This window comes from Halanaerobium saccharolyticum subsp. saccharolyticum DSM 6643 (assembly GCF_000350165.1).
Taxonomy (GTDB): domain Bacteria; phylum Bacillota; class Halanaerobiia; order Halanaerobiales; family Halanaerobiaceae; genus Halanaerobium; species Halanaerobium saccharolyticum.
The window spans coordinates 15,412-28,330 of the sequence record NZ_CAUI01000010.1; the positions used below are offsets into that span (position 1 = coordinate 15,412).

At 31.2% G+C, this 12,919-nt stretch carries 11 protein-coding genes and 2 other annotated features; of the genes, 10 read left to right on the forward strand and 1 reads right to left on the reverse strand.

Translation table 11 applies throughout. The features are described from left to right. Positions 1 to 107: 107 nt before the first annotated feature. From HSACCH_RS04665 to serS, 9 genes are all read left to right on the forward strand, one after another. Entirely contained in the window at positions 108 to 1,139 is a 1,032-nt protein-coding gene (locus HSACCH_RS04665) for a peptidylprolyl isomerase (RefSeq protein ID WP_005488238.1), read from the forward strand. 133 nt (positions 1,140 to 1,272) lie between these two features. After that, positions 1,273 to 1,488, forward strand: a binding site (T-box leader). Between the two features lie 77 nt (positions 1,489 to 1,565). Next, entirely contained in the window at positions 1,566 to 2,372 is an 807-nt protein-coding gene (locus HSACCH_RS04670) for a transporter substrate-binding domain-containing protein (RefSeq protein WP_005488240.1), read from the forward strand. 53 nt (positions 2,373 to 2,425) lie between these two features. Further along, positions 2,426 to 3,610, forward strand: a complete 1,185-nt coding sequence (locus HSACCH_RS04675; protein WP_005488242.1) for an aminotransferase class I/II-fold pyridoxal phosphate-dependent enzyme — start codon at positions 2,426 to 2,428, stop codon at positions 3,608 to 3,610. Beyond that, positions 3,603 to 4,898, forward strand: coding sequence for a nickel-dependent lactate racemase family protein (locus tag HSACCH_RS04680; protein WP_040477114.1), 1,296 nt, complete (start codon positions 3,603 to 3,605; stop codon positions 4,896 to 4,898). Before HSACCH_RS04675 ends, HSACCH_RS04680 begins: the two co-directional genes overlap by 8 nt. Before the next feature lie 14 nt (positions 4,899 to 4,912). Continuing rightward, on the forward strand, positions 4,913 to 5,590 hold the full coding sequence (locus HSACCH_RS04685) for an amino acid ABC transporter permease (protein ID WP_005488245.1): 678 nt from the start codon (positions 4,913 to 4,915) through the stop codon (positions 5,588 to 5,590). Positions 5,591 to 5,592: 2 nt separating this feature from the next. Beyond that, positions 5,593 to 6,327: an amino acid ABC transporter ATP-binding protein gene (locus HSACCH_RS04690; RefSeq protein ID WP_040477124.1), complete on the forward strand. Its 735-nt coding sequence runs from the start codon at positions 5,593 to 5,595 to the stop codon at positions 6,325 to 6,327. 127 nt (positions 6,328 to 6,454) lie between these two features. Then, positions 6,455 to 7,585 (forward strand): alanine dehydrogenase, encoded by a 1,131-nt coding sequence (ald, locus tag HSACCH_RS04695; protein ID WP_005488248.1) that lies wholly within the window; start codon positions 6,455 to 6,457, stop codon positions 7,583 to 7,585. Further along, on the forward strand, positions 7,554 to 8,732 hold the full coding sequence (gene alr / locus HSACCH_RS04700; protein WP_235043993.1) for an alanine racemase: 1,179 nt from the start codon (positions 7,554 to 7,556) through the stop codon (positions 8,730 to 8,732). Before ald ends, alr begins: the two co-directional genes overlap by 32 nt. 308 nt (positions 8,733 to 9,040) lie before the next feature. After that, positions 9,041 to 9,259, forward strand: a binding site (T-box leader). Positions 9,260 to 9,365: 106 nt separating this feature from the next. Then, on the forward strand, positions 9,366 to 10,634 hold the full coding sequence (serS, locus tag HSACCH_RS04705) for a serine--tRNA ligase (protein WP_005488253.1): 1,269 nt from the start codon (positions 9,366 to 9,368) through the stop codon (positions 10,632 to 10,634). 127 nt (positions 10,635 to 10,761) lie between these two features. Here the strand turns inward: serS and HSACCH_RS04710 are convergent, their stop codons facing one another. Next, positions 10,762 to 12,042 carry a cation:proton antiporter gene (locus HSACCH_RS04710; RefSeq protein ID WP_005488254.1) on the reverse strand — a complete coding sequence of 427 codons (1,281 nt, stop codon included), beginning with the start codon at positions 12,040 to 12,042 and terminating at the stop codon, positions 10,762 to 10,764. Positions 12,043 to 12,259: 217 nt separating this feature from the next. Here HSACCH_RS04710 and HSACCH_RS04715 point away from each other — a divergent pair, with 217 nt between their 5' ends. Beyond that, entirely contained in the window at positions 12,260 to 12,910 is a 651-nt protein-coding gene (locus HSACCH_RS04715) for a bifunctional 2-keto-4-hydroxyglutarate aldolase/2-keto-3-deoxy-6-phosphogluconate aldolase (RefSeq protein ID WP_005488255.1), read from the forward strand. Positions 12,911 to 12,919 lie beyond the last annotated feature (9 nt).

Consider the following 12,919-nt stretch of genomic DNA (forward strand, 5'->3'; position numbering starts at 1 on the left):
AAAATTTAATTAGAAAGGTGCCTGAATTCTTGCTAATCATTTGATTTATGGTATAATTAAAAGCAGTTAAATAAATTTAAGAATATTCTAATTGGGAGTGTTTATTAATGAATTTAAAGAAAAATATTTTAATTATTTCAGCAATTATGCTTTTAGTTTTATCTATACCAGTTTTAGCACAAGATGCTCAGGATGTTAATGAAACAATAACAGAGGAGACACCTGAAATTGCAGCTTATGTTAATGAGAATGAAATTTCTATGCAGGAACTTGAACAGTTTGCTGGTGTTAGAAATATTTTAATGCAGTTATTACAGTCAAATCAGGAATTTGCATCTGTAATTTTACAAACAGAAGCTGGACAGAATGTGGTAGAAGAATTTAGAAAATTAAAATTAGAACAACTAATTACTAATGAACTGCTTGTTCAAGAAGCAAAAGATAGAGGAATTGAAGTTAGCAATGAAGAAATGAATAACATCTTTGATCAGCAGATCAATGCGCTAAAACAGCAAAATAATTTGAATGAAGAACAGTTAGAGAAAGCAATTCAACAGCAGGGATTCGAATCAATGCAACAATATAAAGATATGTTTTTTGAAAATAATATGAATGGATTTTTAGTTAACAAATTAAGAGAAGAAGTAATAAATAAAGTAGAAGTTAGTGATGAAGAAGCACAGGAATTTTATAATAATAATCAACAGCAGTTTGAGACATCCGAACAGAAAAAGGTAAGCCATATTTTATTTGATGAAAAATCAAAAGCTGAAGAAGTTTTAGCTGAAATTAACAATGGTGCTGATTTTGCAGAAATGGCAAAAGAGCATTCTACAGGCCCTACTGCAGAAAATGGTGGAGATTTAGGCTTCATAACAGCTGGAGAACGTGGTTTAGATGCTACTTTCCGTGATGCAGCAATGGAATTAAATGTAGGAGAAGTTAGCTCAGAACCTGTAGAAACTCAATTTGGATTTCATTTAATTAAAGTTACTGATTTTAGAGAAGCTGGAGTTAGAGATTTTGAAGAAGTAAAGTCTCAAATTAAAAATCAGCTTAGAAGTCAAAAGCAAAGCCAAACTTTTCAGGAGTTTGTTGAATCATTAAGAGAAGATGCAGAAATAGAAATCAATCTTTAAAATCAAATAATAATCAAAATAAATATTAATAAAATTATTTATAAAATACTGCTTCATTAAGTTGGAGCAGTATTTTTTTGATCAATAACTTGCAATTGTTCTGGATAATGTGTATAATTATAAAAAATAAATAGAAAATCCTAAGAAAGGAAAAGTAAATTTAAAATTAGCCTCAGCAAACTGGAGTAGCTGTGAGTCCAGAGCTAAGATTAAATTGAAGCGCATCCTGGAGGAGCTTTACTAAAATTATGATTTGTCATATTAGGTAAAGACATTTAAGCTGTGTTAAAGCGTTGAGTGGACTTTTGTCAAAAAAGAGTGGTACCACGGGTTATATCTCGTCTCTAATTTTATTTAGAGGGCGAGTTTTTTGTATTTTATGGGCTTTTTTTAAAAGCAGGAAAAGAAAATTAAGGAGGAGAGAAGATGTTTAAAAGAAAAAAAATATTTTTATTAGTAGTGACAATTTTAGGAGTGGCTCTATTTTTGGGTGGTTGTGCAGGTGATGAGAATTTAACAAAATTAGAACAAATAAAAGAAGATGGGAAAATTGTGCTTGGTACAGCAGCTGATTATCCACCATATGAATTTCATAAAGAAGTAGATGGTGAAGATCAAATTGTTGGTTTTGATATTGAAATAGCAAAAGAGATTGCAGCTGATTTAGGTGTAGAATTAGAAATTAAAGATATGAAATTTGATGGTTTATTGGCTGCATTAAAAGCGGGTAATATTGATTTTATTATTGCTGGAATGGTACCTACTGCAGAAAGAGCAGAAAGTGTAGATTTTTCTATTCCTTATTATGAAGCGGAACAAAAGTTCTTAACAAAAACTGAAAATGCATCTGTATTTAAAGAAATTGAGGATTTAAATGGCTTTAAAATTGGTGCTCAAAAATCAACAGTGCAGCAGAAGATTGCAAAAGAAAAAATTGAGGCATCAGAATATAAATTCATTAGTAAGATTACTGATCTTGTCTTAGAACTTAAAAATAATAAAGTTGATGGAATAGTTCTTGTTAAACCAGTGGCTACATCTTATGCTCAGGCTAATGATGATTTAGCAGTGGCAGATGTATCATTAGGTAAAGAAGATGGAATAGCTGTTGCAGTTGATAAAGGAAATGAAGATTTAATGACAGAAATTAATTCTACTTTAGAAAGTTTACTTGATAATAATATGATAACTGAATTTATTGCTGAAGCTACAAAATTAGCTGAAAGTAATTAATTTCAATATCTTAATTAAATAAAAGCAATTATAATTTTGGGAGGATTTGTATAATGAGCAGTAAGTATATCAGTGAAAAATTTAAAAAAGAAAATGAATCATTTTTTGCTAAAGCAGCTGAATTAAAAGAGGCAGGAAAAGATATAATTGATTTAAGTTTAGGTGATCCAGATTTAATAACAGCAAAAAATATTATAAAAAAAGCAGCCTTAGATGCAGAAAATGGACATACTCGTTATGCTAATCCCCGTGGTGATTTAGAATTAAGAGAAGAAATTATTAATTATTATCAAAATAATTATCAGCAAGAAATTAAAAAAGAAGAGATAATGCTGACTGTTGGGGCCTGTCATGGAACATTTTTGGCCCTGGCAGCAGTTTTAAATCCTGGAGAAGAAGTTATAATTCCTTCTCCATATTTTGCTCCTTATAAAGAACAGGTTAAGCTAGCGGGAGGAACACCAGTTTTTGTAGAAAGCAAATTTGAAGATGATTTTCAAATTAATTTGGAAGCAATAATTAAGGTAATAAATGAAAAAACAAAAGCTATTATTATAAATTCTCCTCATAATCCAACGGGAAGCATTCAGAGCAAAGAAACTTTAATTAAATTAATGAAAATTGCTAGAGAAAATGATTTATTAATTTTTTCTGATGAAGTTTATGAGAGTTTTGATTATGAAAACAAATTTTATTCTTTAGTCAAATTTAAGGAAGATTTTAAGCGAATAATTTTATTGAATAGTTTTTCTAAAACATTCGCTATGACAGGTTGGAGGCTTGGATTTGTTATTGCAGATGAAAATATTTTAGATATAATGCAAACCATTAATGAGGGAGTTTGTTATTCAGCGCCTACAATTTCTCAAAGAGCAGCAGTTGAAGCTTTAAAAAATGAAAAACAAATAAAAAAAGAAATAGCAAGCGATTTTGCTGAAAGAATTAAATATGCAAAAAAACGCTTAAAAGCTAATAAGATAATGGAAATTGCTGGAGGAGAGGGAGCTTTTTATATTTTTCCTCGTATTAAAAATAGTGGAATTAAAGCTGAACAATTTGCGCTAAAATTATTGGAAGAAAAAGGAGTTTTAGTTCTTCCGGGAAATGATTTTGGAGATCAACGAGAAGAATTTATAAGAATAGCCTGTACTTTAAAATTAGATGATTTAAAAAATGCTTTTGATAGAATTGATGACTTCACAGAATGTTTAAATGATATAAAAGCAGGAGATGAATAATTTGCAGCAAAAAAATTCATTGAAATATGGTAATAATAAATTTAAATTAGAACTAAAAAAAAATAAAATTAAAGATATTATAACTACAAATGCTATTGAAAAAGTTGAATTAGAAACTATAATTAAAAATGCCTTAGCAAATCCAATTGCCAGCAGCAAACTCAAAGAAATAGTCAATCCGGGAGAAACAGTAACAGTTGTGATATCTGACATTACTAGAAGCTGGCAGCAGATTGATAAAATGCTATCTTTTATAATTGCTGAACTTAAAACAGGAGGAATAAAATTAAATGACATTAATGTTTTAGCAGCAACTGGATCACATCGTTTTCACAATAAAGCTGAAATTAAAACATTGTTAGGAAAGTATTACGGTAAAATAAATTTTGTAGATCATAATGGAAAAGCAGAAGAAAGTTTAAGCTATTTAGGTGATACAACTTATGGGACTCCAGTTTGGATTAATAAGCTAGCCTTAGAAACCGATAGATTGGTTTTAACTGGCGGCATAGTTTTTCATGATTTGGCTGGTTTTGCAGGAGGAAGAAAATCTATTTTGCCAGGTATTGCAGCTTACGAATCAATAATGCAAAATCATTCATTATCTCTTTCAGAAAAAGAAGGAGAGGGAATAAAAAATACAGTTACTAATAATCATCTTCAGGATAACCCGGTTAATTTAGATATGCTAGAAGCGGCAAAAATGCTTGATGTTGATTTTATTTTTAATGTTATTCCTGATGCAGATGGCGGTATTGCAGCTGCAGTGGCTGGAGATATATTTGAAGCTCATCAAAAAGGATGTGCAATTTGTAAAGAATATTTTGGCATAGAGCTTGAAGAAAAAGCAGATCTTGTTTTTGCTTCTTGTGGTGGTTATCCAAAAGATATCAATCTTTATCAAGCTTCAAAATCTTTAGTTAATGCTGCTCAAGCAGTTAAAAAAGAAGGGTATTTAATTTTACTTGCAGAATGTAGAGAAGGAATAGGTCATTCTGAAGTAGAAGAAATTATTCAAAATCATACTAATAATTTTGAACGAGAACGAGCTCTGCGCAGTAATTTTACTATTTCGCGTTATACAGGCTATTTAATTACAAAAAGAATTGAAGATATTAACTTAATTTTAGTTACTGAGTTAGATAAAGAGATTTTAGATAATACAGATATTAGAGTTGTTAAAACTTTAGCTGAAGCTTTTAAAATTGTTGAGGCTGAATTTGATCAGCTGCCTCAAAGCTACATTATGCCGGCGGCAGCAAATACTTTGCCAATATTTAAAGATTAGATTAGGAGGATAATATGGATTTTTCTTTTTTATTAGATTATAAAAACTTTTTTATTAATGGAACTCAAATAACAGTTTTACTAGCATTTTTTGCAGTTTTATTTGGAATTGGAATTGGAATCGTATTAGCTATGTTTAAAATTTCAAATAATAAATTTTTAAAAGGAATAGCTTCAGTCTATATAGAGTTTATTAGAGGTACGCCTTTATTAGTGCAGTTATTTATAATTTATTATGGACTTCCTTATTTAGGTGTTGAATTCCCTGACTTTCCACTTTTAGGACAAAATGTAGGTGACTTTATGGCCGGTGTGATAGCCATGTCTATTAATAGTGGTGCTTATGTAGCTGAAATTTTTAGAGCAGGAATTCAAGCTGTAGATAAGGGGCAAATGGAGGCAGCGCGTTCTTTAGGGATGCCCTATTTAATGTCAATGAAAAAAATTATTTTACCACAGGCATTTAAAAATATTTTGCCTGCCCTTGGGAATGAGTTTATAGTTGTTATTAAAGAATCTGCGATTGTTTCAATTATAGGTATCCACGACTTAATGTATAATGCTGATACTGTTAGAGGTAATACTTATAAACCATTTGAACCTTTAATTGTAGCAGCCGTAATTTATTTTATAATTACTTTTACACTTTCAAAATTCATTGGATTACTTGAAAAAAGGATGGATACAGCATGAGTATGATAAAAGTTAAAAAATTAAACAAATACTTTGGCGATTTACATGTCTTAAAAAATATTGATTTAAATGTTGAAGCAGGAGAAGTAGTTTCAGTGATTGGTCCTAGTGGGTCAGGTAAAAGTACTTTGCTCCGCTGTTTAAATAGACTAGAAGAACCAAGTTCAGGTGATATTATATTTGAAGGAATCTCTGTTATGGATGATGAGCATCATGATATTAATGAACTCAGACAGAAAATGGGAATGGTTTTTCAGCAGTTTAACCTCTTTAATCATATGAATGTAATGGAGAATATAACCTTAGCCCCTATCAAACTTAAAAATATGGATAAAGATCAAGCAAAAAAAGTAGCAGAAGATTTGCTAAAAAAGGTAGGCCTTTTAGATAAAGCAGAAGCTTATCCAGCTCAATTATCGGGTGGCCAAAAACAAAGAATAGCTATAGCTAGAGCTCTAGCTATGTCCCCGGATGTAATGCTTTTTGATGAGCCAACCTCTGCCTTAGATCCAGAGATGGTTGGAGATGTATTAAAAGTTATGAAAGATTTAGCAGCTGAAGGAATGACAATGGTCATTGTGACTCATGAAATGTCTTTTGCCAGAGATGTTGCTGATCGAGTAATAATTATGGATGAAGGTAATATAATAGAAGAAGGTAATCCTAAACAAATATTTAATGCACCAAAGCACCCAAGAGCAAAAGACTTTTTAAGCAGAGTACTTAATCTATTTTAGATTTAAGTACTTTTTTTTATAAATTGAAACTTTAAAGTAAAATCTTAAATGAAAATTCTTTTAATAGCCTATTATATCTGATATTATGAGTATATAATATAAAAAAATTATTAGGGAGCTGATTTTAATGATAATAGCTGTGCCAAAGGAAATAAAAAATAATGAAAATAGAGTCGCATTAACTGCTGCTGGAGCAGAAGTTTTAAAAAAAGCTGGACATACAGTTCTGATTGAAGAGAATGCTGGTCAGGGAAGTGGAATTTCTGATGAGGATTATCAAAAATTCGGTGCAGAAATAGTGGCTGATAAAAAAGAATTATTTGACAGGGCAGAAATGATCATTAAAGTTAAAGAGCCTTTAAAAGAAGAATATGAATTTTTTAGAGAAGATCAGATTCTTTTTACTTATCTTCATTTAGCTGCAGATCAAGAGTTGGTTGAATTTTTAAAAGAAAAAAAGATAACGGCATTTGCTTATGAAACTGTTCAAAATGAAGATGGTGAATTACCTCTTTTAACCCCTATGAGTGAAGTTGCTGGTAGGCTTTCAGTTCAGGCTGCTGCTGCTTATCTTGAGAAACCAAAAGGTGGTAGTGGAGTTCTACTTGGCGGAGTACCGGGCGTAAAGCCGGCAAAAGTTGTGGTTGTTGGTGGAGGGATTGTTGGTCGTAATGCAGCTAAAGTAGCTTTTGGAATGGGTGCAGAAGTAACGATTATGGATATTAAGCAGTCTACAATGCGTTATATAGATGATATTTTTCACAGCAGTATAAGAACGATAATGTCAAATCCAAATCATGTAGCAGAAGAAGTTAAAGATGCTGATTTAGTTGTAGGCGCAGTTTTGATTCCTGGAGCTAAAGCTCCCAACCTTGTTACAGAAGAAATGATAAAAACAATGAAAGAGGGTTCTGTAATAGTTGATGTTGCAATTGATCAGGGTGGTTGTATAGAAGGAACTTATCCGACAACTCATGACAATCCAGTATTTACCAAATATGGAGTGATTCATTATTCTGTTGCTAATATGCCGGGAGCAGTAGCTAGAACTTCAACTTTTGCTTTAACTAATGCAACACTTTCTTATATTAAAAAATTAGCTTCTCAGGGTTATAAGAAGGCAATGTTAAATGATTATTCTCTTGCTTTAGGTTTAAATATTTATCAAGGCGAAATAATTTGTCAGGCAGTTGCCGAAACTTTTGCAGAAAACTATCTAAATATTGATGAGTTACTTGCTGAATGGAAAAACGATTAAAGACGGAGGTAAAATGATGGAATTAAGTTCAAGCAGACCTGCCTGGATTGAAATAGATTTAGATGCACTTGAAAATAACTATAATATAATTCGAAAAAAAATACCAGATTCTAGTAAAATTGCTGCTGTAGTTAAAGCAGATGCTTATGGCCATGGAGCAGTTAAAATAGCAGAGGAATTAGAAAAATTAGGAGCAGATTATTTTTGTGTTGGCAGTCCTGATGAAGGGATGGAACTTAGAAAAGCTGGTATTAAGAAAGACATTATAGTCCTTGCTGAAGTTTTAGAAACACAATATCAAGATATTTTAGAGGGAAATTTAATTCAAACTGTTGCCAGCTTTGAAACTTTAACGGGTTTAAATAAGATTGCTGCTGAATTCAATAAAACTATCAGAATTCATTTAAAAATTGATTCGGGAATGGGAAGAATTGGTTTCTTAAATTCTGATATAAAAAGATTGATAAATAAACTAAAAAATTTAAAACAGCTAAAAGTAGAGGGGATATTCTCTCATTTTGCTAGGGCAGATGAAGCTAATAAAAGTTATTCTTATAAACAGCTAAGTAAATTCAATAAAGTTTTAGCTGAATTTGAAAAGTCTAATTTTGAAATAGAATTAAAACATATTGCTAATAGTGCTGCTGTTATTGATTTAGAAACTAGTTACCTAGATTTAGTTAGGCCAGGGATTATGCTTTATGGACTAAAACCTTCAAAAGAATTAAATAATGAAGTTGATTTAAAATCTATTTTAAGTTTTAAAACAAAAGTTGTGCAAATTAGGAATTTAGAGCAAGATACTGCTATTAGTTATGGTTCAATTTATAAGACTGATTCTAAGGAGAAAGTTGCAGTTTTACCTGTTGGATATAAGGATGGATATCCAAGACTTTTATCTAATAAAGGAGAAGTTTTAATTAATGGTAAAAGAGCACCTATTAGAGGACGAATTTGTATGGGACAGATAATTGTAAGTATTGAAGATATTGAGAATGTAGAAATTGGTGATGAAGTTGTATTGATTGGCAGACAGAGTGACGATCAAATACTTGCTTCAGAAATAGCTGAGCTAGCTTCAACAATTAATTATGAAATAGTATGTAATCTTGATCGTAATTTAGAAAGGGTTTACTTGAAAAATTAATAATCTTTTTGATAATAAATTATTTTTAATAATGAAGTAAAGGTGTGGATTTTTGAGTCCACACCTTTGAACTTATTAATTTATTGAAAAGACTAAATGAGCAGTCACACTTATTTCTTTATCTCTACTGCTTGTATTATAAATGTCCATACTGGAAGCATCAGTAGAATAAGGTTCTGTTATTTGGAAAATGCCTGATCTCATTTAATTTACTTATTTTTAAAAATAGAAAAAGTGAATCACAAAAACTACTTGATTTTAGTAAACTGGTGTAATATAATTAACACAACAATTTTATAGCCATTTATTTAAAGGTGTTGAAGGACATTAGTAAATTTTTAAAACTGATTTAGAGAGCTGATGGTTGCTGAAAATCAGCCAGTTTAAAAGTTGAATCCAGTCTGGAGCTGTGATGCAGAAAAATAATTATTTATTGACTATGCTGATCCGGGTGAGTCCGTTAAAACTATATAAGAGGCAGCAATAGCTGTTATTAGGGTGGCACCACGAGATATCTCGTCCCTTTCTGGGGAGGAGTTTTTTTGTTTTTAAGCTAATTTATCTCTAAATTTAAATTCATAAAATTTATCTTTAATTTTAAAGCACTATAATTTTAAGAGGGGGAATTATAAAATGTTAGATATGAGATTTATAAGAGAAAATCCAGAAATAGTCGAAGAATCTATGAAGAAGAGAGATATGGAATCACCAATTGATAAGTTTCAAGAACTTGATGATAAAAGACGTGATTTTTTATACGAAGCAGAGCAGTTAAAGCATAAGCGTAATGTTAATTCTGATAAAATTGGTGAGTTGAAAAGAAACGGAGAAGATGCATCTGATTTGATTTCAGAAATGCAGGATGTGTCTGCTAGAATTAAGGAATTAGATCAAAAAATAGCTGAGGTAGAAGAAAATTTAAATGATTTGCTTTTAGCCATTCCAAATATTCCACATGAAAGTGTGCCTGTCGGTACAGATGAAGACGATAATAAAGAAGTTAGAAAATGGGGAGAGCCTAGAAAATTTGATTTTGAAGATAAAGCCCATTGGGATATTGGTGAAGATTTAGATATTTTAGATTTTGAAAGAGGTGGGAAAGTAACTGGTACTCGTTTTACCTTTCTTAAAGGTGCAGGTGCGAGGCTAGAAAGAGCACTGATTAATTTTATGCTTAACCTGCATACAGATGAACATGGTTATAAAGAGGTTTTTCCACCTTTTATTGCTAATGCAGATAGTATGACCGGAACTGGGCAGCTGCCAAAATTTAAAAAAGATATGTTTAAATTAGAGGGTTTAGATTATTATTTAATTCCAACTGCTGAAGTGCCAGTAACTAACCTTTATCGAGATGAAATTCTTGATGCTGAGCAGCTTCCTGAATATTTGACTGCTTATAGTGCTTGTTTTAGGGCTGAAGCTGGAGCACATGGGCGTGATACAAGAGGAATTATTAGGCAGCATCAATTCAACAAAGTAGAAATGGTTAAATTTGTTAAACCAGAAGATTCCTATGATGAATTAGAGAAAATAACAGCTGATGCAGAAGATGTACTGCAGAAATTAGAACTTCCTTATCGAGTTGTAAGTCTTTGTACTGGTGATTTAACATTCTCTTCTGCTAAAACTTATGATTTAGAAGTCTGGATGCCTGCCTATGATACTTATAGAGAAATTTCTTCTTGTTCAAATTTTGAAGATTTTCAGGCAAGAAGAGCAGGAATTAGATATCGTCCTGAGCCGGATGCAAGTACAAGATTTGTTCATACTTTAAATGGATCAGGTCTGGCTATTGGAAGAACAGTAGCCGCGATTTTAGAAAACTATCAGAATGAAGATGGAACAGTTACAGTACCTGAGGTACTAAGACCATTTATGGGAACTGACATTATTAAATAAGTAAAATAAAAATAAAATCAAAAAATTATCTAAGCGGCTAAGCACCTAAATTCTAAAGGGCTTAAGCCGTTTTTTTAAATGAATTTTTTATATGAAAATATTAAATTAATATAATTTAAATTATATATCAACTCGCTTCAGTTTCAATTTCTCCTGCTTTAGAAATTGAATATTTTGTTGCAAGAGGTCCAATTACTTCTGTAAATGCTGTAGTAAAGAGTAGAACATTAAAAATAAGGGTTGAAGTGTCAGTAGCAAACTGGTTTTGTATAGTATAAGCCATAGCAATTGCAACTCCACTCTGTGGCAGAAGATTAAAGCCTACATATTTTTGGATCTTTTTCGGAGCTTTGACTAAATAAGCAGCATAAGAGGCTCCACCTATTTTGCCAATCATTCTTGCAATTATATAGGTAAAGGTTATCAAAGAAAAGTCTGGTTTTAATCCTGTAAACTTAATCTCTGTACCTGCAAGAATAAAAAACATTGCATATAAAGGTACAGTTATTATTTCCAAATAATCAGATATTTCTAGATTTTTATCAGTGAAATTTATACAGGCGAAGCCTACAGCCATATTAGTAATTAATGGTGAATGACCAGTATAAATTGAAAGTGCGGAAGCGCCCATAATTGTCGTAATTAAAATTAGAATTTTTTTTGTTCTATCTTTAAATATAGTGAGAAAGTATTGAGCCATATAACCAACAATCAACCCAATAATTAAAGAACCTATTATTTCAATTAATGGTATTCCAATTGTTTTAATAATTGTTAATTCGGTTTGCCCCTTATGAATTAATAGTGAAATCGGTTCAATTATACTGAAGATAATTAAAGCAAGTGCATCATCTATACCTACAACTGCCATTATAACAGAAGTTAAAGGTCCTTTAGCATTATACTCTCTTAGAACCATTACTGTTGCAGCTGGTGCTGTAGCAGAAGCAATGGCACCTAAAAGCAATGATATATATAGTGGCTGTCCTAGAGTAAAAAGAGATAAAGTTACTAAGCTAAAAGCAGCTAGTGTCTGAAGTATAACTATTACCAGAATATCTTTTCCTAATCTTCTGAATAATTTAATTGTAAGCTCACTTCCGATTCTAAAGGCTATAAATCCTAGAGCAATATGAGTTAGATACCCAAAACTATCAATCACAAAAAAATACCATTCTTTCTGTAACTTATTTAAAAAAGGAAGAGGGGTAATAAGGTCTTCACTTAACAAGATACCTAAAAACACATAGCCTACTACAATGGGTATTCTTAATTTTTTTGTAATTAGAACAATAATAAGCGCTAACAAAATTAACAGGGCAGTGATATATAATATTTTATTTCCCGCCTGAACATTAAAAAACCATTTGTGAGCATCTATCAAATTTGATAGATTATTAATCCCCATTTTATCACCCCATTTTATTAAATTAAAACTTTATAATCTCAATTATTATAATGATAGTCTAATATTAATTTCTATATCAATACAATTTATCCTCTTATGAAATTTATAATTTTTTTAAAAAAAAGAAGGAAATTTGTTTTGAGTCTAGAATAATATTAATAAGATATAAATAAAACAGTGTTTTACTATTAGAAACAAAATAGAGGAGGCTTATTTAATGAGTAAAGTTGAAGATTTAAAAAGAGTTGAGGAAACCGGAATTGTTGCTGTTGTTAGAGCTGAAAATGCAGAAAAGGCATTAAAAATTACTGAAGCTGTAAAAAAAGGTGGTATTGATGCGATTGAAATCACAATGACAGTCCCAGGTGCTGTTGATGTAATTAAACAGTTAACTGATGAATACAGCAAAGATGAAATTTTAATTGGTGCAGGATCTGTTTTAGATGCAGAGACTGCTCGTGCCTGTATTTTAGCTGGAGCAGAGTATATTGTTTCCCCTTCTTTAGATCAAGAAACAATTGAGATGTGTAACCGTTATCAGAAGGCCGTTATGCCTGGTGCAATGAGTGTAACAGAGGTTGTTAAGGCCATGAAATATGGTGCAGATATAGTTAAGATTTTCCCAGCAACTTTATTTGGACCTAAGATTATCAAAGCGATTAAAGGCCCTCTACCACATGCACCTTTGATGCCTACTGGTGGAGTTAGTTTAGATAATGTTAAAGACTGGATTAAAGCTGGTAGTTTAGCTGTTGGTGTAGGTAGTTCTTTAAGTAAAGGTGCAAAAACTGGTGATTATGAAAAAGTAACAGAAACTGCTAAAGAATTTATTAGATTGATTAAAGAAGCCAGAGCAGAAATGGCTTAAATCTCATTT

What these genes read in the sequence shown, in the direction of transcription:
- HSACCH_RS04665 (WP_005488238.1), top strand. Translation starts at nt 108, where the DNA reads ATGAATTTAAAGAAAAATATTTTAATTATTTCAGCAATTATGCTTTTA.
- HSACCH_RS04670 (WP_005488240.1), top strand. Translation starts at nt 1,566, where the DNA reads ATGTTTAAAAGAAAAAAAATATTTTTATTAGTAGTGACAATTTTAGGA.
- HSACCH_RS04675 (WP_005488242.1), top strand. Translation starts at nt 2,426, where the DNA reads ATGAGCAGTAAGTATATCAGTGAAAAATTTAAAAAAGAAAATGAATCA.
- HSACCH_RS04680 (WP_040477114.1), top strand. Translation starts at nt 3,603, where the DNA reads ATGAATAATTTGCAGCAAAAAAATTCATTGAAATATGGTAATAATAAA.
- HSACCH_RS04685 (WP_005488245.1), top strand. Translation starts at nt 4,913, where the DNA reads ATGGATTTTTCTTTTTTATTAGATTATAAAAACTTTTTTATTAATGGA.
- HSACCH_RS04690 (WP_040477124.1), top strand. Translation starts at nt 5,593, where the DNA reads ATGATAAAAGTTAAAAAATTAAACAAATACTTTGGCGATTTACATGTC.
- ald (WP_005488248.1), top strand. Translation starts at nt 6,455, where the DNA reads ATGATAATAGCTGTGCCAAAGGAAATAAAAAATAATGAAAATAGAGTC.
- alr (WP_235043993.1), top strand. Translation starts at nt 7,554, where the DNA reads ATGAGTTACTTGCTGAATGGAAAAACGATTAAAGACGGAGGTAAAATG.
- serS (WP_005488253.1), top strand. Translation starts at nt 9,366, where the DNA reads ATGTTAGATATGAGATTTATAAGAGAAAATCCAGAAATAGTCGAAGAA.
- HSACCH_RS04710 (WP_005488254.1), bottom strand. Translation starts at nt 12,042, where the DNA reads ATGGGGATTAATAATCTATCAAATTTGATAGATGCTCACAAATGGTTT.
- HSACCH_RS04715 (WP_005488255.1), top strand. Translation starts at nt 12,260, where the DNA reads ATGAGTAAAGTTGAAGATTTAAAAAGAGTTGAGGAAACCGGAATTGTT.